This is a genomic window from Pseudomonas sp. 3A(2025) (assembly GCF_054589175.1).
In genome coordinates this window covers 24,424-43,559 of record NZ_BAAILM010000017.1, presented here as the reverse complement: position 1 = coordinate 43,559, position 19,136 = coordinate 24,424, and the positions used below count along the sequence as shown (strand labels likewise).

Here is a 19,136-nt window from a genome sequence, read left to right as displayed (position 1 = left end):
CGTAGGGAAAATTCAGCGCAAGGCGCGCAGTTTACCCTGTCGCCGGCTGATCCGTCAGGTCGCTGCAGGAGCAACCACAGGCTTACGCCACTGCGGCAGGCCGATCAGGATCACCGCACTGACGATCACCAGCATCGCCAGCGCTTCTTCAGGACCGATGTGCTCGCCGGCGAACAGCATGCCCAGCACCACAGCCACCACCGGGTTGACGTAGGCATAACTGGTCGCCGCCGCTGGACGCACGTTTTTCAGCAGGTACACATACGCACTGAAGGCGACGATCGAGCCGAACACCACCAGATACGCCAGTGCGCCCCAACCGGCCGCCGTGGGCATCTGTTCCAGGCGTTCGCCACTGAGCAGGCTGGCGACCATCAGCAGCGCGCCAGCGGTGAGCATCTCGGCGGCGCTGGCCATCGGCCCGCTCGGCAACGGCAGGTGCTTGCTCAACACCGAACCCAGCGCCCAGGCCGCGGCGGCGAAAATCAGCAAGGCGGCGCCATATGGGCTGGCTTGCAGGTTGGAGCCCAGGTTGAGCAGGCCGATGCCGATCAGGCCCAGCGCGATGCCGGCCCATTCCAGACGCGTGGTGCGATTACCCCAGAACAGCCCGAACAGCAGGGTAAACAGCGGCATGGTCGCCACCGCCAGCGCGGCGACGCCGGAAGACACGTCGGCATGTTCGGCCAGGGTCACGCCACCATTGCCGCAGCCCAACAGCAAGAAGCCGATGATCGCTGCCGCCTTCCATTGCGCGGCGGTCGGTGCCGGCACCCCGCGCCAGCGCAAAAAGCTGTACATCAAGGCACCGGCAATCAGAAAGCGTACCCCGGCCATCATCAGTGGCGGCCAGGAGGCCACGCCGATACGGATCATCAGGTAGGTGGAGCCCCAGATCAGGTACAGCGCCAGGAAGGCACCGATGAGCAACAGGGGAAAGCGACGGGTATGAGGCATGGCAGGCTCGGAATCCATTCGAATGGTCGAGCTATTTTAAGAAGGCGGATACGGAATATTAAGCCGACAAAGCTGTTTAAACGGCACAGATAATTTCGATTCAACGGTACTATCCGGCTTTCACCTTCGATTTCGATATTCGCTCGGGAGACCCCCTGTGGAGCTGGATAAATACGACCGCATTCTCATCGATGCACTGCTGGAAAACGGCCGTGCGTCATTCGCGCAACTGGCGCGACTGGTCAACCTGTCGGCGCCGGCGGTGGCCGAGCGGATTGCCAAACTGGAAAGCAACGGGGTGATTACCGGCTACGAGGCCAAGGTCAACCTGGCCAAGGTCGGCCTGCCGATCCAGTGCATGATCGAGCTGCGCCTGGGCAGCCACGGCAATCAGCACGCGTATGAAGAGTTGTACAAGTTTCCCGAGTTGATCCAGTGCCACCGCGTCACCGGCGATCCGTGCGTGATCATGCGCGCGGCGGTCGACTCGATGGAGCATCTGGAACAATTGCTCGACCGCGTGGCGCGCTTTGGTTTCAGCAAGACCTCGATCGTGCTGTCGACGCCTGTGGACCGGCGCCTGCCGGCCGGTCATCTGGGTAACGGGGTACGCCTGGAAAAACCGGCGATCAAAGCCCGCGCTGACGCTTGAGGGCTTCGAGAATCCGCGCCGCCGGAACCTTTTGCAGGCTGCACAGCAACTGGTGAGACACGGCGGTGATGCCGTGGGTGTTGCGCAACTCGCCGGTCATGTGGCCCACCAGGTTGGCGGCCATTTCGGCATCGGCCATTGCCCGGTGCGCCTGGCCGGTGTTGGGCAGGCGCGCATACCGGGTCAGGGTGCCGAGCTTGTGGTTGGGCGCGCCGGGCATCAGGCGCCGGGCCAGCAGCATCGAACAGGCAAAGCTTTGCACGCGCGTGCGCTGAATGCGTGCCAGCTCGAAGTCCCAGAACTTCTGGTCGAACGAGGCGTTGTGCGCCACCAGTGGCGTGCTGCCGACAAAATCCGCGACATCGCCCATGACCCGCTCGGCTGAGGGCGCGGTGCGGATCATCGCGTTGCTGATACCGGTCAAAGACTCGATGAACTCCGGAATACGTACACCGGCATTCATCAGGCTCTGAAAGCGGTCGACGATGCGCCCCTCTTCCATGATCACCACCGCCACTTCCGTGGCACGGCAACCGGGACCGGGCGAGATGCCGGTGGTTTCAAAGTCGATGACGGCAATGCGTTCCACAATCGGTAGCCTTTTTCTGTGCGGTATCAGGTGTTCAATTCTTGAGCAACAACGCGCCCTCGATGGGCACATAGCGGGTGGCGGCACGGATCAGCGAGTTGGCGGTCAGCCCAGGCACGCCGTAGGCCACCGCCTCGACCTTGTAGCGGTCGATGATGCGTTCGAGCAGCAGATCGAAATCGCCATCGCCGGAGGCCAGCACCACCTCATCGACCTCGGCGGCGTGTTCCATCACATCCAGGGTGATGCCCACGTCCCAGTCGCCCTTGGCCGAACCGTCGCTGCGCTGAATGTACGGCTTGAGCCGCACGGTAAAGCCCAGGTTGCGAAGGATCTGCTGAAATTGCTGCTGCTTGCTGTCGCCCCGGTCGATGGCATAGGCGTAGGCCTGCACGATCTGGCCGTGCTGGCTGACATCAGCCCAGAACGCGGCATAGTTGAAATGACAGCCGTGCGCCTGCCGCACCGTGTAGTAGAGGTTCTGCACATCGGCAAACACCGCGATCTTTTTCACTGTCACTTCCCTGGTTGCAAACAGCGCGCAGTATGCCAGTTATGCGCAGAGGATGTACGTCGCCTGGAACAGCACGCTCAATCGTGTTGCTCGCGAAATGAATCAAAAAATATCCCGGATGAGCGACGTGTAATGATCCCGATTAATTTAAGGATAGTTCCTACACAACATTGGGACTCTTCCGCTTACAGAGCCCATCACCCAAGCCGTATAACACCCAGCCTCAACGTCGTAAGCAGTAGGTCCGGGCATGAACATGAAGGCAGTGATGCAGGTGATGTTGCTCTTGGCGCCGGGCGCTATGGCCCTGTCAGTAAAGGCCGATGCGCAGGCAGACAGGGACGGTTTCTGGGCCGTGCAGACCAGCGTGTACACCCGGCATTTTTCGCCTTCGCCGGAGCATGACAACCGTCAGAACCTGATCGGCCTGGAGCGCAACGAAGCGTCGGGGCTGGTTTATGGTGGTGCGACGTTCCGCAATTCATTCGCACAACGTTCCGTGTACGGCTATGTCGGCAAGCGCTTCAACAACAGCCGGTATCCTGCGGTGTACCTGAAAGTCACCGGGGGTTTGTTACACGGCTATCGGGGCGAGTACCGTGACAAGATTCCGCTGAATCGCTACGGCGTCGCGCCCGTGATCATTCCCGGGGTAGGAGTTACCCTGGGGCCTGTCGTCGCGGAGGCCGTCCTGCTGGGGACCTCCGCAACAATGCTTAACGCAGGATTTCGCTTTTGACTCAGACAAAACTGTCATCGTCATCGAACGATCCGTCATCGTCGGCCAGATAATCCTGATCACGGTTCCAGCCATCATCCTGTTGATAACTTTGTGCCGGCGAGTCCTGAATCACCTCGACGATTTCCTGTGGTGCGTTGTGATGGCCAAACAGGCTGCTGATGCCTTGCGCCAGCATCACGCCACCGGCCACGCCCGCAGCGGTCTGCAAGGCACTGCCGAGAAAGCCGCTGCCCTTGGCCGGGGCCGGGGCCGGTGCCGGCGCTGCGGACGGTGCCGGCGGCGGTGCATAACCGCTGTCGCGCCAGCCGCCGCCCGCAGGAGGTGGCGTGCTGCGTTGCGTCTGGCCACCACCAAACAAGCCGGACAAAAAGCCCCCGCCGCCACTGGCCGGCGCCTGCGCACTGCGCGCTTGCTGCAACTCGGCCTGCAACTGACGAATCTGCTCGTCGCGCTCGCGCACTTGCTGGTTGAGCTGATTGACCGCCGCTTCCTGCACCACAATCGCCTGAGCCATGTAATACGGCGCAGCGGGCTGGCGACGCAGGTGCTCGTTGATGTGCGACTCGACCGCTACATCGCGCGGGCCGGCGGTGCTCTCGGCGGTTTTCAGTTTTGCGAAAAGACCGTCGATCAGGGTTTGCTCTTCGTGGTTCATGCTCACCTCGCAAGGATCGTCAAAAGGCCAATGGGTGGCCTTGAGAACGTAATGGGGCTGGCAAGGGGCGCTTCAAGGACATGACAAAAAAGTTAAGAAGTACGCTGTAACCGGGCGTGCTTGGTGGGTCATCGACCAATGGGCTACAGTGTCCGCCGACCTTTTGCCATGACCGATTACATGAACCCGCTGAACATCATCCAGGACTCGCTCTACTTCTTTCGTCGCAATCTGATCAGCATCGTGGTGCTGTGCCTGCCCCTGGTCATCCTCGAGTCGCTGGTCAAGCAGGCTGTCGACAACGCCGTGACCAGCAGTGCCTCGAACGCCTATGGATTGGTGGTGGGCCTGTTCTTCTATCCGTTGTACAGCGGCGCGCTGATTCTGCTGCTCGATGCCCGCACCCGTGGCGAACAGCCGCGCACCGTCGATATCTGGGCCATGACCCTGCGCTTGTGGCCCGGCTTTGCGGTGTTGTCGGCGATCAGCACGCTGTTGATCATGTTCGGCCTGTCGCTGTTCGTGTTGCCGGGCCTGTGGGTGATGATCAAGCTGGCGTTCAGCGAATACCTGCTGGTGCTGCGCCAGCGCCCGCCGCTGCTGGCCATGCGTGAAAGCATGCAGATGACCACCGGGCATTTTCTGCGCATTCTGGTCTGCCTGTTGATCATCTACCTTCCGCTGTCGATGATCGAAGGCTTGGGCATGTACCTGTTTCCTGAGCCCCAGGCGTCCGGCGTCGCGCTGATACTCGACAGCCTGAGCAGCTTTTTGCAACTGTTCATGGGCGTGGTGATGTTCCGCTTGTTCATGCTGGTGGCCGACACCCCGCCCAAGGCCTGATGCCTGGGCTATGCTGAGCGCAGCCCATCAGGAGGCCCATCCGAGCGATGAACCGAATCCTTTTGCGTCTGGCCCTCTGGACCCTGCTGCCGATTGCCGGGCTGTGGCTGGCGGTGTACCACCTGACCTGGCGACCGCCCCTGCGTGAACCGGTCACGGCAATGTGCAGCACGCCTGAAGCGCCGCTGCTGGTGCCTGGCCAGGCCTTGAAGGTCATGACCTGGAACATCCAGTACCTGGCGGGCAAACGCTATGTGTTCTGGTATGAACCGGCCGCCGCCGATGAGCCGGACGAACGCCCCACCGCCGAAGACCTGGCGTTCGATCTCGATGAAGTGGTGCGGGTAATCCGCGATGAGCAGCCGGATGTACTGCTGCTACAGGAAGTCGGCGACAGCGCCAAACACATCGATTATCAGGACCAACTGGCGTTGCTTCAAGAACGCCTGGCGGACCTTTACCCGTGCAGCACCCAGGCGCTGGAGTGGCAGGCCGAGTTCATCCCGCACCCGCATATCTGGGGCAGCGTCGGCCTGAAACTGGCGACCCTCAGCCGTTATCGCATCGACAGCGCCGAACGCCTGCAACTGCCGGTGCAACACGCCAATATCATCGTGCGTCAGTTCCAGCCCAAACCGGCCTTGCTGGTCAGTTACCTGCCGCTGAACGATGGCAGCCGGCTGGCGGCGATCAACACACAGTTATATGCGCCGGCGGCTGATGCTGACACGTTGCGTCAGCAAGTCGAAATGACCGCACGCCTGCTCGATCATCTGACGGGCCAAGGTACGCCGTGGCTGATGGGTGGGGATTTTGACCTGCAGCCGCACACTCCATCCTTGCATCGGCTGCGCGAAACCTACCCGACGATTCCGGCCAACAACGAAACCAGCAGCACAGAACGTGACCGCTGGTTTACCCACTGGCCCAACGACCCGCACATCGATGGCCCGGACCGGACGCTCGACTACCTGTTCTACAGCCCGAGCCTCAAGCGGCTTGAGGCTCAGGTGCGTCAGGCCGACACGCTGGAAATCTCCGACCACCTACCGCTGCTGGGGCGCTTGTTGCTGCCGTAGGAGATCACCCACCGCCACGGCGCCGCGCTGTCGCGCAGCAAACATGGGATGTAGGAGGGAGCGGGCGGCGATCCGTCTCTGCCGGAATGCCGGACCATCGCGATCGGCTGCACTAGCAGTCGTAAAATGTCAGCGTTTCAGAAATTTCTGTGAGCGCTTCGCGCTCAATCGCCAGCAGAGCTGCCTCCTACAGATTGGTGTTTTTAATTCAATAAAATCAATAACTTATTTTATGTTTGATGAGAGCGGCTTTAGCCGCGAATGGTACACCGCGCCCCGTTCCCGGCTAAAGCCGGTCCTACGATCAAGGCAGCGGGTCGAACTTCAGCTCGCTCAGGCTCTGGACCTTGTCGACGCGGACCATCTTGTATTCGGTGTTCGGGCCGATCCAGCGTTCCCAGATCGCGTCGATTTCGCCCTTGGCTTCCATGGCCCGCAGCGATTCGTTGACCTTGGCCAGGAACGCCGGTTCGCCCTGACGCATGCCGGCACCGATCGGTTCCAGCGCCATCGGCTCCTTGGCAATCGCCAGCTCCACACCGCTGGCCTTGGCCTGGCCGACCAGTTTGATCGCGGTCATGGTGTTGGTGACCAGGCCCACGACCTTGTTCTGTTGCAGGGCCATGTAGGCAGAACCGGTGTCCTGGAAGGTCACCGGCGTGGCATTGGCCAGGCGGATCGATTGTTCGGAGGTCGAGCCCTTGGTCGAGCTGATGCGCTTGCCCTCGAAGAACGACTTGGGCTGGTCGGCGTTGGCAGCGCGTACCACCAGGGTTTCCTTGGCGATGTAGTACGGGTCGCTGAACTGGATCTGGTCGGCGCGGCTCTTGGTGTAGGCCAGGTTGGCGAAGATCAGGTCGACGCGGCCCATCTTCACCTCGGGAATCCGTGCCTCAACCGACAGCGGCTTGAGCTCCAGTTCCACGCCCAGCTCCCTGGCCAGCGCCTTGCACAGGTCGACATCCATGCCCACCAGCTCGCGGGTCTTCGGGTCAGGCGCGGAGAACGGCGGCACATCGGCGTACACGCCGCAGCTCAGGCTCTTTTTGCTCATGACATCGCTCAACTGATCGGCCTGCGCCACCGCAACGGCCAATGGCGAAACCAGCAACACAGCCAACAGAGACTTCATACCCATGGGAGCATCCTCATCAGATCAAGATCGAAACGGTTGAATGAACGCAGCCCTTAGTGGCTGCGCAGATCGGCAATGAAACGTTGCGCACGCGGGTGCGTCGGTTGCTGGAAGAAGCTTTCCGGGGTGGATTTTTCAAGAATCTGCCCCGCATCCATGAACCAGATGGTATCCGCCACTTCACGGGCAAAATTCATCTCGTGGGTCACGCACATCATGGTCATACCCTCCTTGGCCAGGCTTTTCATGACGCTGAGCACCTCGCCGACCATCTCCGGGTCCAGGGCGCTGGTCGGCTCGTCGAACAGCATCACCGGCGGTTCCATGGCCAGCGCGCGGGCAATCGCCACGCGCTGCTGCTGGCCACCCGAGAGCTGCGCGGGGTAAGCGCCGGCCTTGTGCGCCAGGCCGACGCGGTCGAGCAGCTCCATGGCCCGCGCCCTGGCTTCGCTGCCCTTGAGGCCGCGCACCTTGGTCGGGGTGAGGATGATGTTGTCCAGCACCGACAGGTGCGGAAACAGGTTGAAGCTCTGGAACACAAACCCTACCCGGCTGCGCAGGCGGTTGAGGTTGGCGTCGGTGCCGTGTACGTCCTGGCCGTCGAACAGAATCTGCCCGTCGCGGATATCCTCCAGGCGATTGACGGTGCGGATCAGCGTCGACTTGCCAGAGCCCGACGGGCCGCACAGCACCACCACTTCACCGCGCTTGACCTCGGCGGTGATGTCGGTCAGGGCCTGATAGTCGCCGTACCATTTGTTGATCCTGGAAAACATGATCATCGGATGCATGAAGGCGCCCTCGGTCAGTGGGTAGTCAAAGCCGGCCGGCTCGGAGTTGGCGCCGGCGCGAGGCCCTGGCGCTTGCGCGCAATGCGCAGCTCCAGAGCATTCGCCACCCGGGTCAGGCCGTAGCACAGCAGGTAGTAAGTGATGGCCAGGATGAAGAACACCTGGAAGGGTTTGGTCAGCAGTTGGTTATTGACCTGGTTGGCGGCAAAGGTGATTTCCTGCACGTTGATCACATAGCCCAGCGAGGTTTCCTTGATGATCGAAATGAACTGGCTGACCAGGCTGGGCAGCGAGTTGTACAGCGCCTGGGGCAAAATCACCCACACCGTGGTGCGCATATAGCCCATGCCCAGTGCCCGCGAGGCTTCGTACTGGCCGGCCGGCAAGGCCTGAATGCCACCGCGCACGATCTCGCACAGGTAGGCGCTCTGGTAGATCACCAGGGTGCAGAGCATGGTGGTGAAGCCGGTGATGTTGTGGCCGATCAGCAGCGGCACCAGGAAATAGGTCCAGAAGATCACCATCAACAGCGGAATGCCGCGCAACACATAAACCCACACCGTCGCCGGGTAACGCAGCCAGCGCCAGGGCGACACCCTGGCCAGGGCCAGGAGTAAACCCAGCGGAAACGCCAGTACCAGCGCCAGTACCGCCAGAATCAGCGTCGACGCCAGCCCGCCCAGCGGGCCATGCGGGTACTGGCCGACCAGAAACAGCGCCCAGTTGTCCTGCAGGATCGTGAACATATCGAACATGGTCGCTTACCTCGCCATCGCTTTACTGAAGTGCCGTGCCAGCAACGCGCCAAGCGCCATCAGCAGCAGGGAAAAGGCCAGGTACACCACGGTCGCCACCAGATACGCCTCGAAGGTGCGGAAGGTGTAGTTCTCGACCTCGCGGCTGGCGTAGGTCAGTTCCACCACACCGATGGCCATCGCCAGGCTGGTGTTCTTGAACAGCAGCACCGTGTGGTTGATCAGCGACGGCAGGCAATTGCGGATGCTTTGCGGCAGGATCACGTAGCGCATCGAACGCACATAACCCAGGCCCAGCGCCCGTGACGCTTCGGTCTGCCCGGCCGGAATGGCACGCAGGCCGCTGCGGATGTCTTCACTGAAATACGCCGCCTGGCACAAGCCCAGGGCGATCACCGAAAACAGGTATTCGGTGCTGTAGTTGGCCAGCCACAGCTGGGTCGACTCCGACAGCAGGGTCGGTACCCCGAAGTACCAGAGCATCAATTGCACCAGGGTCGGCACGTTACGGTGATAGGACACGTAGGCCGCCACCAGGTATTCGACGTAGCGGTTACCGGTCAGGCGGATCGACACCAGCAGCACGGCCAGCGCCATGGCCAGGCACCAGGCGAACAGCGCCAGTTGCAAGGTCATCTCGATGCCCTTGAGGATCAGCTCGGCATACTCGCCGTGCAGGATCGCGGAAAGATCGAAGTCAGTTGTCATGGTGTGTTCCATCGACATTCGGCTTGGGGCAGGAGCAAGGCGCCGCCGGTTGCCAGCGGCGCGGTACAGCGATGACGGCTTGAGCCGTTCTATAAAAAGCGCCGTTCTATTGAAGAATCGGTGGCTTAACCGACGTAATCCTGCGGCCGCGCCGTGGACAACCCGCCCGGCACTTGCAGGGTCGGGGTGATTTCCATGTGGCCGATATTCACCGACACCGGTGCGGCAATCGCAAAGGCAATGGCATTGGCGATGTCGGCGGCCACCGGCAGCTCGAAGCCTTCGATAAAGCGCTGGCGCACTTCTTCGGAGTCACCGTGGACATGGGCGAAGATGTCGGTGGCGACCCGGCCCGGACAGATTTCGGTGACCCGCACGCGCTTGCCGAACGCATCGACCCGCAATTGCTTGGAGAGCATACTCACCGCCGCCTTGGTGGCGTGGTAAGTGGCGTTGCCGCCGAAGTTATAGGCGGCGGCAATCGAGCTGATATTGACGATATGGCCACGGTCGCGCTCGACCATGCCCGGCAGCGCCAGGCGCGCGATCTGCAAGACGGCGCGCAGGTTGACGTCGACCAGCAGATCGATGCCTTCGGCGTCGGCCTTGAGCAACGAACCCGGACGGTCGACACCGGCATTGTTGATCACCACATCGAAGGTGTGGGCCGCAAACAACGCGGTCAGCCCGGCGAGATCCGTGACGTCGATGGCATGCGCGATGCAACCGGTGCGCCCGGCCAGCGCCGCCAGCTTGTCGGCACTGCGTGCCAGGGCATGCACTTCAAGGCCTTCGGCACACAGGCGTTCGACCACGGCCTCGCCGATACCGGAAGAAGCGCCGGTGACCAGCGCTGTTTTGTAATCGGAAAAAGGCATATCACAGTTCCTCGAATGAGCTTGGATCACGTCCCGTCTTGGGGGTGGCAATCGCCTTGTCTGGGACTTTAACGAGCCGGGCTCGCAGCGACCAAGACGCAATGGTTGTGTGGCAATAAGGTGCGCTTATGACCGGTGGACGAGTTGCGAAATCGGGGTGATGACGCCGCCCTTGGCTTCGATGCCGTGGCGAATCTGCCGCGCCAGCTCGACCGCGCCCGGTGTGTCGCCGTGCAGCAGGATCGAGCAGGCATTGGCGGCGATGGTCTTGCCACTCAAGGTCGTCACCGTGCCGTCTTGCAGCAATTGCACGACCCGCGCCATCACTTGCGCGGCGTCCTTGATCACCGCGCCTTCGATGCCGCGTGGCACCAGCAGGCCGCTTTCGTCATAGGCCCGGTCGGCCAGAAACGTCGTGGCCACCCGTAGGCCGCAACGCTCGGCGGCGCTCTCGATGGCCACGCTGCTCGACGAGCTGATGATGATCTGCGGATCGAAACGCGCCACGGCCTCAATCAGCGGCGCGGCCAGCGCGGCATCGGCGGCGGCCATATTGCCCAGCGCGCCATGAAAGCTCATGTGCGTGACACGGTAATCGGCCGCTGTCGCAATACCGGCCAAAGCCCCCAACTGATAAACCACCAGGTTGCACAGCTCCGGGATGTCGATGTTCATGCGCCGCCGGCCAAAGCCTTGCAGGTCGGGAAAGCCCACGTGCGCGCCCAGATCGATGCCCAGCGCTTTGGCGCGGCGCACCGTGGCGTCCATGATCGTCGGGTCGCCGGCATGAAATCCGCAGGCGACATTGGCCGAGGAAATCAGCGGCATCAGCGCTTCATCCTCGCCCATGCGCCAGGGGCCGAAGCCTTCGCCCAGGTCAGCGTTCAAGTCGATGCGCATTCAGCAAGCCTCCAGTTCAAGCAGCGGCTGGCCGTAACCGACCTGCTCGCCGTCTTGGGCAATAAAGCGAATCAACTTGCCGGCCATGCTGCTGCGCACCGGCAGGTACAGACCGCCGATTTTCAGCAGGCCCAGCAGTTGCCCGGCCTCGATGGTTTCGCCGGGCTGTGCATAGGCGCTGCGTTCGTCGGGGCGGTACAGGATGAACAGGCCGGCTTGGGGTGAGTTGAGGCGCTCATGAGCCGGTGCGCGGCTTTCGTGATCTTCGCTGCTGAAGCAGCTCCTACGAGGAATGTGGGCAACCTGACTGCGCTTGATGAACAGTTCCAGACCCGGACGCTTGAGTTCCAGCGCGCTCAGTTGCGCTTCGCCCAGCCAGGTCGCCAGTTGTCGGATTTCGCGGATATCCATCAGTGATTTCCTTGCAGGCTGCGCAGCGCCAGCAGGCGGCGGGCGTCGTCGATGAAGGTGCGATGCTCGTCCAGCGCGTCGACGGCTTGCTCATAGCTGCATTCGACAAAGCGCACCTGGCTGCCAATCGGTGCCTGGCCGAGGCGCCACAGGTCGGCCTCGATCACGGTGGCGAATTTCGGGTAGCCGCCGCTGGGCTGGGCATCGCGCATCTGCACGATGGGCTGGCCGCCGTGCGGCACCTGGATCACACCGGGCACGATGCCGTGCGAGCGAATCTCCAGCGGCCGTTCGGGCAGTAACGGCGTGCCTTCGAGGCGATAACCGTAGCGATTGCTCTGGGTGGTGATCTTCCACGGGCTGGCAAAGAAGCCGGCGCGCGCATCGGGGCTGAAGCATTCATATTCGGCGGCTGGCAGCACGCGCACCGCAGGCAAGCCATCGACCGTCAGCGGCAGGGCGCTGAGCGGCGACTCCAGGCCGAAGTCGCTCAGCGCAGACAGACCCGGCAAGCCTGCCGCCAGCCGGTCGCCCTGCGCCAGCGCCCGCCCCTGCCAGCCACCGAAGGCGCCGCGCAGTTGGGTGCTGCGCGAGCCCAGCACCAACGGCACATCGATGCCGCCGGCCAGGCACAGGTAAGCCCGGCTGCCAGCGCTCGGGTAATTGAGGTTCAATACCTGGCCCTTGCGTGCCTGGGCCATCCAGTTGCCGGGCAGCCGTGCGCCGTCCAGCGTTGCCGCGCAGGTCGCGCCGGTCACCGCGAACGCGCAGTCTTCGACAAAGCGCACCTGAAACGGAAACAGCGGAATCTCGATGGCCGCCGCGCCCTCGTCGTTGCCCAGCAACAGGTTGCCCAGGCGCAGCGACAGGCTGTCCATCGCCCCCGAAGTGCCGACGCCAAAGCCCAGGCTGCCCAGGCGTCCCAGATCCTGGACCGTGGCCAGGGCGGTGGCGCTGATAATCTCGATCATCGGATGATCCTCTCTATGCGCAAACGTAACTGGTCGCCGGGTTGTAACAGCGCGGGCGGGTCTTGCTCGGTGTCGAAGAAAACCATTTCGGTACGGCCGATGGTGTTCCAGCCGCTAGGGCCGGCCGAGGCCGAAATGCCGGTCTGCACGCCGCCGATGGAAACCGCGCCGGCACCGATGTTCAGCACCGGCACCTTGCGCCGTGGCGTGGCCAGACGCGGGTCCATGCCACCCAGGTAGCAGTAGCCGGGGTGGCTGCCCAAGGCATACACCGGGTACAACGGCTCGCAATGCAGGTTGGCGATGGTCTCGATGTCCAGTCCGGTGTGGGCGATCACGTCATTCATGTGCGGGCCGTCGTCGCCGCCGTAGACCACCGACAACTCGACGATGCGGCCTTGCAGCGGCAGCGCCTGGCACGCTTCCCACGCTTCCAGCAGCCGCGTGCGCAGGCCGGACAGGTCGCGGGGCGGCGTGCGCAGGGTCAACATCAGGTTGTTCATGCCCGGCACGGCCTCGCCAACTTCGGGCCAGTCCTTGATCTGGCGCGCCAGCGCCCAGATACGTTGCTGGGGCAATAAATCGAGTTCACCGGGCGCTTCGAGCAACAAGGCCGTGGTGCCCAGCAGGCTGATAGACGGTGCAGCGGCCAGGCGGCTCATGGTTGGCTCCGGGTCTGTAACCAGTGTTCAAGGTGATGGATGTCCATGTCGCCAGCGCAGAACACCGGGTCTTCAAGGATGTCGCGGTGCAGCTCGATGTTGGTGGCGATGCCCTCGACCTGCATCTCGCTCAGGGCCAGGCGCATGCGCGCCAGGGCCTCGGCGCGGGTCGCGCCATGGGTGATGACCTTGGCCACCATCGAGTCGTAATACGGCGGCACGCGATAGCCCTGGCTGACGTGCGAATCGACGCGCACGCCAAACCCGCCCGGCACCACCCAGCGCGTCACCAGGCCCGGCGTCGGCATGAAGCTGCGCGGGTCTTCGGCGTTGATCCGGCACTCCAGCGAGTGGCCGTGTACGCCAATGTCGGCCTGGGTCAGCGTCAGGCGTTCACCCATGGCCATGCGGATCTGTTGCTGGACAATGTCGATACCGCTGGTGGCCTCGGTGACCGGGTGCTCGACCTGCAGACGGGTGTTCATTTCGATGAAATAAAACTCGCCGTGCTCGAACAGAAACTCGAAAGTGCCCACGCCCTGATAACCGATCTGCCGGCAGGCCTCGGCGCAGCGCTCACCCACGCGGGCAATCAGCGCAGGATCGATGCCCGGTGCCGGCGCCTCCTCAAGCACTTTCTGGTGACGGCGCTGCATCGAGCAGTCCCGCGAGCCCAGCCATAGGGCGTGGCCATAGGCATCGCAGAGCACCTGGATTTCGACATGGCGCGGCGTACCAAGAAACTTCTCGATGTACAGCTCGGGATTGCCGAAGGCGCGGCGCGCTTCTTCACCGGTAATGGCAATGGCGTCCAGTAGCTGCCCGGCCTCATGCACCACGCGCATGCCACGCCCGCCACCGCCGCCGGCGGCCTTGACGATCACCGGGTAACCGATGTCATCGGCGATGGCCAATACCGCTTGCGGGTCGTTCGGCAAGGCGCTGTCCGGCCCCGGCACACACGGCACGCCGGCCAGACGCATGGCGCGCTTGGCCGCGACCTTGTCGCCCATGGTCCGAATGCACGCAGCACTGGGGCCGATAAAGGTCAGGCCCTGCTCGGCAATGCGTTCGGCAAAGCCTGCGTTCTCAGACAGGAAGCCATAGCCCGGATGAATCGCCTGGGCGCCGGTCAGCCGTGCGGCATACAGCAAGGCGCTCTGGTTCAGGTAACTCTGGCCTGGCGCGGCCGGCCCGATGCACACCGCGTCATCGGCCTGCTGCACATAGCTGGCGTCACGATCGGCCTCGGAATACACCGCGACCGTCTTGAGCCCCAGGCCTTTGCAGGCGCGCAGGATGCGCAGGGCGATCTCTCCGCGGTTGGCGATCAATACTGTGTCGAACATGAAAAACCCCGACTCGAAAATGGGTGGGCAGCCAGCACGGCTCAACCGATACGGATCAGCACCTGACCGGCCTGAACCTCTTCGCCGCCCTTGACCAGAATGGCGCTCACCACCCCGGCCACCTGCGCCTTGAGGGGATGAAACATCTTCATCGCCTCGATCACCGCCAGGGTCTGACCGGCCTCCACCGCCGCGCCGACCTCGACAAACGGCGGCTGGTCGGGCGTCGGCGTCAGGTGCAACACGCCGTACAGCGAAGCGCAGACGTCAGTGCCGGTTGCGGCGGGCGGTGGCGCAACCGGTGCAGGAACAGTGGCGGCGACGATGGGCGCCGCTGGCAACATGTTGCTGGCAACGGCCTGGCCCGGCTCGCGCAGCAGACGCAATTGCGCATCGCCTTCGCTGAGGCACAGTTCGCTCAGGTCGGACTCGACCATCAGGTCGATCAGGGATTTGATTCGTTCCGGTTTCATGCGAGGGCCCTTGCCTGGCAATAACAAAAGTGGCTGAGGCCAATGTATCGAGGCGGTTTTTGCCAGACCAAGACGGATTGAATGTGGAGAGATAAGGCCGCCTTATGACCGCTCAGCCCTCACGCTGCTTGCCGCGCAGTTCGGCGACCAGTTCCAGCAGGATGGCCTTGACTGCCTGGGCCGGCACCGACAGCGGCAGGTGCCCCGACAGGCACAGCGCCAACGGTGCTTCGATCTCCGGCTCGACGATGTGGCACAGCTGCAGGCCGTGGGTGTCGGCCAGTACCCGCGCGGCCGACTCGGGCAGAATCGTCGCGCCAAAGCGGTCGGCCACGGCGGCGGCCAGGCTGGTCGACGATTCGATCTCGGCGATCACCCGCGCACTGCGCTCGATGCGCACAAAGGCTTCGTCCACCAGCCGGCGCATGGTGTTGTAGGTGCGCGGCAGCAGCAGGTCGATGTCGCTGACTTCGGCCAGCGCGATCTGCTCGCGGTCGGCCATCGCCGGATCGCCGCTGACCAGAAACAACTGCTCGCGCAGCAAGGGCACGAAACTCAGGCCATGCACCTCGCGCCCGCCATACAGCACGGCCATGTCCATGCGCCCGTTCATGATCAGCTCGCTCAGCGTGGTGCCGAAGTTTTCGTTGAGGTAGAGCAAAATGCCCGGATGCCGCTCGCGCACCCGCTTGAGCAAGGGCAGCGACAGCGAAGACGCCGCCGTACCCGGTGCCAGGCCCACCGACACCGGCCCCGACAGCGCCTGGCCGCTGGTGTTGACGTCGCTTTGCGCCTGCTCGCACTGGCGCAGGATCACCTGCGCATGGCCATACAAGACCTTGCCGGCCTCGGTGGGCGTGACGCCGCGCTTGGTGCGAATCAGCAATTGCTGCTGCATCTCGGCTTCCAGGGTCACCAGTTGCTGACTCAGGGCCGGCTGGGCGATGTGCAGTACATCGGCGGCCTGGGTCAGGCTGCCGATGTCGACGATTTTCACAAAGTACTTCAGGCGGCGCAGGTTCATGGCGGGTACTTCCGGATCGATACCCTGCCTGCTCAGCAAGAGCCAGGCCAGCTTGCCTGCGGCGCCGTCATAAGCGTTGGTTATGGTGACAGAAACTCCTCAAGGCATAACCGCCCGTAGCCCCAGCAAACACTGCGCGCACTATTTTGGCGCATGCCAGGTTCATCGCGGGTCATAAGCGCTGCCTATCAAACCAGAACGAACTCGTCTTATGGGCAGCCTGCGCCGGGCTCGTAACGTAGTCCTCGTCAAGGCCATCAACGAGGAATGCCACCGTGACCGCATCCCGCATCGCTGCCCGCGTGCTCCGTATCAAACCTTCCCCCAGCAGCGCGGCGGCCGATCGTGCCAACGAGTTGCGCCGTGCCGGCCATTCGATCATCAACCTGGTGGTCGGCGAGCCCGATTTTGATACCCCGGCGCACATCCGCCAGGCCGCCAGCGCGGCCATCGAAAAGGGCGAAACCCGCTACACCTTGAATGCTGGCACCACGGCCCTGCGTGAGGCCATCGTCGCCAAGCTGGCACGCGAAAACGGCCTGGCGTACAGCGCCGCCGAAGTGGTAGTCACCAGCGGGGCCAAAGCGGCGATCTTCAACGCCTTTGCCGCCACGTTAAGTGCCGATGACGAAGTACTGATCCCGGCGCCCTACTGGGTTTCTTACCCGGACATGGTGCTGGCCTGCGACGGTCGCCCGGTGACGTTGCCGTGCCCGGAGCACAACCAGTTCAAGCTGAGCGCCGAACAACTGCGCGCCGCCATCACCCCGCGTACGCGCTGGCTGCTGCTCAACTCGCCCAGCAACCCGACCGGTGCGACCTACAGCGCCGCCGAGTGGCGCGCGCTGGCCGATGTGCTGCTCGACTTCCCTGATGTGCTGGTGATGACCGACGACATCTACGAGCACATCCGCTACGACGACCAGCCGCTGACCCATCTGCTGACCGTCGAGCCGCGCCTGCGCGACCGCGTCGTGGTCATCAATGGCGTGTCCAAGACCTACGCCATGACCGGCTGGCGCATCGGCTTTGCCGCCGGCCCCAAAGACATCATCACCGCGATGGCCACCTTGCAGTCGCAATCGACCAGCAATGCCTGCTCGGTCAGCCAGGCCGCTGCCGTTGCCGCGCTTGAAGGCGACCAAAGTTTCGTGGCCAGCAGCGTGCAGGTCTACCGCCAGCGCCGTGATCGCTGCCTGACGCTGATCAACGCCATCGACGGCCTGAGCTGTATCCAGCCCGACGGCGCGTTCTACCTGTACGTCAACTGCGCCGGCCTGCTCGGCAAGCGCACCCCCGACGGCCAGGTGCTGGAAGCCGACACCGACGTGGTGCTGTTTCTGCTCGAAAGCCAGGGCGTAGCCGTGGTGGCCGGCACCGCTTACGGGCTGGCGCCGTTCTTCCGCATGTCCACCGCAACGGCGCTGGAAACCCTGGAAGCCGGTTGCGCGCGGATTGCCGCCGCCGTCGCGACCCTGAGCTGAGGAGCCGCCATGACCGCGCCGAGCCCATCGCCCTTGACCTTCCGGCAAGCCTTGCTGGCCATGCTCGGCGTGTCGCTGGTGTTGATGCTGTCGGCGCTGGACCAGACCGTGATCGGCAACGCGCTGCCGAGCATCGTCGCCGAACTCGATGGCTTTGAGCTGTACGCCTGGGTCGCGACCGGTTACTTGCTGGCCTCGATCGTCACCATTCCGATCTTTGGCCGGCTGGGCGATTTTTATGGACGCAAGCCGTTCGTGCTGGCCGCCACGCTGATCTTCACCCTCGCCTCGCTGGCCTGCGCCCTGGCCCACGACATGTGGGTCTTGATCGTGGGCCGCGCACTGCAAGGCATCGGCGGCGGCATGCTGATCGGCACCGCCTTTGCGTGTGTGCCCGAACTGTTTCCCGACACCGCGCAGCGCTTGCGCTGGCAAGTGCTGCTCAGTGCCATGTTCAGTGTCATCAATGCCATCGGGCCGGGACTGGGCGGCTACCTGACCGGCGAGTTCGGCTGGCGCTCGGTGTTCTGGCTCAACCTGCCGCTGGGCTGTCTGGCCTTTGTCATGGCCTGGCGTTTTCTGCCGTGGTATCGCCCGCAACACAGCGGCGCGATTCGCCTCGACTGGCTCGGCGCACTGCTGATCGTCGTGCTGCTGGGCAGCCTGCAACTGTTCGTGCAGTGGCTGGGCCACAGCGATGGCGTGTTGAGCATCACCCTGGGCGTGCTGGCGGCGGCCGCATTGCTGGGCCTGTGGTGGTGGGAACGGCGCTGTCAGCATGCCTTGCTGCCGGCTGCCCTGTTCGCCAGCCCCAGCCTGCGCCGCCTGTTCGGGCTGTCGATGATTGCCGGCGCGATCATGTTCACCCTGCTGTTCTATCTGCCGCTGCTGTTGCAGGGCAGCTACGGCTATTCGCCGCAAGAAGCCGGCCTGCTGATCACACCGCTGGCGCTGAGCATCACTTTGGGCGCCATCGTCAACAGTCGGCTGGTGACCCGCCTGCAAAACCCCAACCGGGTGCCACTGGCAGGCTTCGTCGCCTTGTCGCTGGCCTGTGTGGCGCTGGCAACCCTCGGCCTGCGCGGCAGTTTTCACACATTGCTGATGCTGATTCTGCTGGCCGGTCTCGGGCTGGGTTTCATCCTGCTCAACCTCACGGTGTTTACCCAGACCCTGGCTGCGCGCCCGCTGCTGGGCATCGCCACCGCGCTGACCCAGTCGCTGCGCCTGGTCGGCGGATTGCTCGGCACCGCGATCATGGGCGCACTGGTCAAGTGGCTGTACCTCAGCGACCTGCAACGCGCCCTTGACGCTGCCGGGCAAAGCCACGCCCTGGCGCGCTTGAGCGACCCGCAAGTGCTGCTGCGAACACTCCAGCCTGAAAGCGACAGCGCCCTGCCCATCGCCCGCGCCGCGCTGGCGCATTCGCTGGATGTCGGCCTGTTGCTCTGCGCCGCCCTGGGCTGCGTAGCCCTGTACGTGCTGTATCGACTGCCAGCGGTGACGCTGACCCGTGAACAACAAGAAAAGACCTGACTGCCGCCCTGCCCTGCCTCTCCCCACA

General features: G+C 63.4%; 22 protein-coding genes. 6 read left to right on the top strand and 16 right to left on the bottom strand.

Translation table 11 applies throughout. The annotated features are described in order from the left end of the window. Positions 1 to 54 precede the first annotated feature (54 nt). A complete protein-coding gene (yedA, locus tag ACYP2A_RS06060) occupies positions 55 to 957 on the bottom strand; it encodes a drug/metabolite exporter YedA (RefSeq protein ID WP_459743659.1) in 903 nt (300 codons plus the stop codon). Between the two features lie 157 nt (positions 958 to 1,114). On the opposite strand from yedA, the gene ACYP2A_RS06055 reads away from it, so the two are divergent. Beyond that, the gene (locus ACYP2A_RS06055; protein ID WP_459743658.1) at positions 1,115 to 1,609 is read left to right on the top strand and encodes an Lrp/AsnC family transcriptional regulator; all 495 of its coding nucleotides are present in this window, start codon (positions 1,115 to 1,117) and stop codon (positions 1,607 to 1,609) included. Here ACYP2A_RS06055 and ACYP2A_RS06050 read toward each other — a convergent pair. Further along, positions 1,587 to 2,198: a 3'-5' exonuclease gene (locus ACYP2A_RS06050; RefSeq protein WP_459743657.1), complete on the bottom strand. Its 612-nt coding sequence runs from the start codon at positions 2,196 to 2,198 to the stop codon at positions 1,587 to 1,589. The two genes, ACYP2A_RS06055 and ACYP2A_RS06050, sit on opposite strands and share 23 nt — an antisense overlap. A gap of 34 nt (positions 2,199 to 2,232) precedes the next feature. After that, a complete protein-coding gene (locus ACYP2A_RS06045) occupies positions 2,233 to 2,712 on the bottom strand; it encodes a LabA-like NYN domain-containing protein (protein WP_122472182.1) in 480 nt (159 codons plus the stop codon). A 256-nt stretch (positions 2,713 to 2,968) separates the two neighbouring features. On the opposite strand from ACYP2A_RS06045, the gene ACYP2A_RS06040 reads away from it, so the two are divergent. Next, a complete protein-coding gene (locus ACYP2A_RS06040) occupies positions 2,969 to 3,451 on the top strand; it encodes a sn-glycerol-3-phosphate transporter (protein WP_459743843.1) in 483 nt (160 codons plus the stop codon). A 1-nt stretch (position 3,452) separates the two neighbouring features. Here ACYP2A_RS06040 and ACYP2A_RS06035 read toward each other — a convergent pair whose 3' ends face one another. After that, the gene (locus tag ACYP2A_RS06035; protein ID WP_459743655.1) at positions 3,453 to 4,109 is read right to left on the bottom strand and encodes a DUF2076 domain-containing protein; all 657 of its coding nucleotides are present in this window, start codon (positions 4,107 to 4,109) and stop codon (positions 3,453 to 3,455) included. A gap of 180 nt (positions 4,110 to 4,289) precedes the next feature. Between ACYP2A_RS06035 and ACYP2A_RS06030 the strand changes: the two genes are divergently transcribed. Together ACYP2A_RS06030 and ACYP2A_RS06025 are read left to right on the top strand one after the other, a co-directional pair. Then, entirely contained in the window at positions 4,290 to 4,952 is a 663-nt protein-coding gene (locus ACYP2A_RS06030) for a YciC family protein (protein WP_459743841.1), read from the top strand. Between the two features lie 47 nt (positions 4,953 to 4,999). After that, the gene (locus tag ACYP2A_RS06025) at positions 5,000 to 6,031 is read left to right on the top strand and encodes an endonuclease/exonuclease/phosphatase family protein (RefSeq protein WP_459743653.1); all 1,032 of its coding nucleotides are present in this window, start codon (positions 5,000 to 5,002) and stop codon (positions 6,029 to 6,031) included. A 304-nt stretch (positions 6,032 to 6,335) separates the two neighbouring features. Here ACYP2A_RS06025 and ACYP2A_RS06020 read toward each other — a convergent pair whose 3' ends face one another. The 12 genes from ACYP2A_RS06020 to nac form a co-directional block, all read right to left on the bottom strand. Beyond that, positions 6,336 to 7,169: an ABC transporter substrate-binding protein gene (locus tag ACYP2A_RS06020; protein ID WP_459743651.1), complete on the bottom strand. Its 834-nt coding sequence runs from the start codon at positions 7,167 to 7,169 to the stop codon at positions 6,336 to 6,338. A 50-nt stretch (positions 7,170 to 7,219) separates the two neighbouring features. Then, positions 7,220 to 7,948 (bottom strand): amino acid ABC transporter ATP-binding protein, encoded by a 729-nt coding sequence (locus tag ACYP2A_RS06015; RefSeq protein ID WP_459743840.1) that lies wholly within the window; start codon positions 7,946 to 7,948, stop codon positions 7,220 to 7,222. A 23-nt stretch (positions 7,949 to 7,971) separates the two neighbouring features. Next, positions 7,972 to 8,712: an amino acid ABC transporter permease gene (locus tag ACYP2A_RS06010; RefSeq protein WP_459743650.1), complete on the bottom strand. Its 741-nt coding sequence runs from the start codon at positions 8,710 to 8,712 to the stop codon at positions 7,972 to 7,974. 6 nt (positions 8,713 to 8,718) lie between these two features. Next, positions 8,719 to 9,420 carry an amino acid ABC transporter permease gene (locus ACYP2A_RS06005; protein ID WP_459743648.1) on the bottom strand — a complete coding sequence of 234 codons (702 nt, stop codon included), beginning with the start codon at positions 9,418 to 9,420 and terminating at the stop codon, positions 8,719 to 8,721. A 125-nt stretch (positions 9,421 to 9,545) separates the two neighbouring features. Then, a complete protein-coding gene (locus ACYP2A_RS06000) occupies positions 9,546 to 10,298 on the bottom strand; it encodes an SDR family oxidoreductase (RefSeq protein WP_459743646.1) in 753 nt (250 codons plus the stop codon). Between the two features lie 126 nt (positions 10,299 to 10,424). Beyond that, entirely contained in the window at positions 10,425 to 11,198 is a 774-nt protein-coding gene (locus ACYP2A_RS05995; protein ID WP_459743644.1) for a LamB/YcsF family protein, read from the bottom strand. Then, complete coding sequence (locus ACYP2A_RS05990) at positions 11,199 to 11,609, bottom strand: biotin/lipoyl-containing protein (RefSeq protein WP_459743642.1); 411 nt, start codon at positions 11,607 to 11,609, stop codon at positions 11,199 to 11,201. Continuing rightward, positions 11,609 to 12,580, bottom strand: coding sequence for a 5-oxoprolinase subunit C family protein (locus ACYP2A_RS05985; protein ID WP_459743640.1), 972 nt, complete (start codon positions 12,578 to 12,580; stop codon positions 11,609 to 11,611). The genes ACYP2A_RS05990 and ACYP2A_RS05985 overlap by 1 nt, the downstream gene beginning before the upstream one ends. Then, entirely contained in the window at positions 12,577 to 13,242 is a 666-nt protein-coding gene (gene pxpB / locus ACYP2A_RS05980; RefSeq protein WP_459743638.1) for a 5-oxoprolinase subunit PxpB, read from the bottom strand. Before pxpB ends, ACYP2A_RS05985 begins: the two co-directional genes overlap by 4 nt. Next, positions 13,239 to 14,591: an acetyl-CoA carboxylase biotin carboxylase subunit gene (accC, locus tag ACYP2A_RS05975; protein ID WP_459743636.1), complete on the bottom strand. Its 1,353-nt coding sequence runs from the start codon at positions 14,589 to 14,591 to the stop codon at positions 13,239 to 13,241. The genes pxpB and accC overlap by 4 nt, the downstream gene beginning before the upstream one ends. A 41-nt stretch (positions 14,592 to 14,632) precedes the next feature. Then, positions 14,633 to 15,064, bottom strand: a complete 432-nt coding sequence (locus ACYP2A_RS05970) for an acetyl-CoA carboxylase biotin carboxyl carrier protein (RefSeq protein WP_459743634.1) — start codon at positions 15,062 to 15,064, stop codon at positions 14,633 to 14,635. A 112-nt stretch (positions 15,065 to 15,176) separates the two neighbouring features. Further along, a complete protein-coding gene (gene nac / locus ACYP2A_RS05965; RefSeq protein ID WP_459743633.1) occupies positions 15,177 to 16,088 on the bottom strand; it encodes a nitrogen assimilation transcriptional regulator NAC in 912 nt (303 codons plus the stop codon). A gap of 275 nt (positions 16,089 to 16,363) precedes the next feature. On the opposite strand from nac, the gene ACYP2A_RS05960 reads away from it, so the two are divergent. Continuing rightward, complete coding sequence (locus ACYP2A_RS05960; RefSeq protein ID WP_459743632.1) at positions 16,364 to 17,572, top strand: aspartate transaminase; 1,209 nt, start codon at positions 16,364 to 16,366, stop codon at positions 17,570 to 17,572. 9 nt (positions 17,573 to 17,581) lie between these two features. Beyond that, entirely contained in the window at positions 17,582 to 19,108 is a 1,527-nt protein-coding gene (locus ACYP2A_RS05955) for an MFS transporter (RefSeq protein WP_459743630.1), read from the top strand. Positions 19,109 to 19,136: the final 28 nt, after the last annotated feature.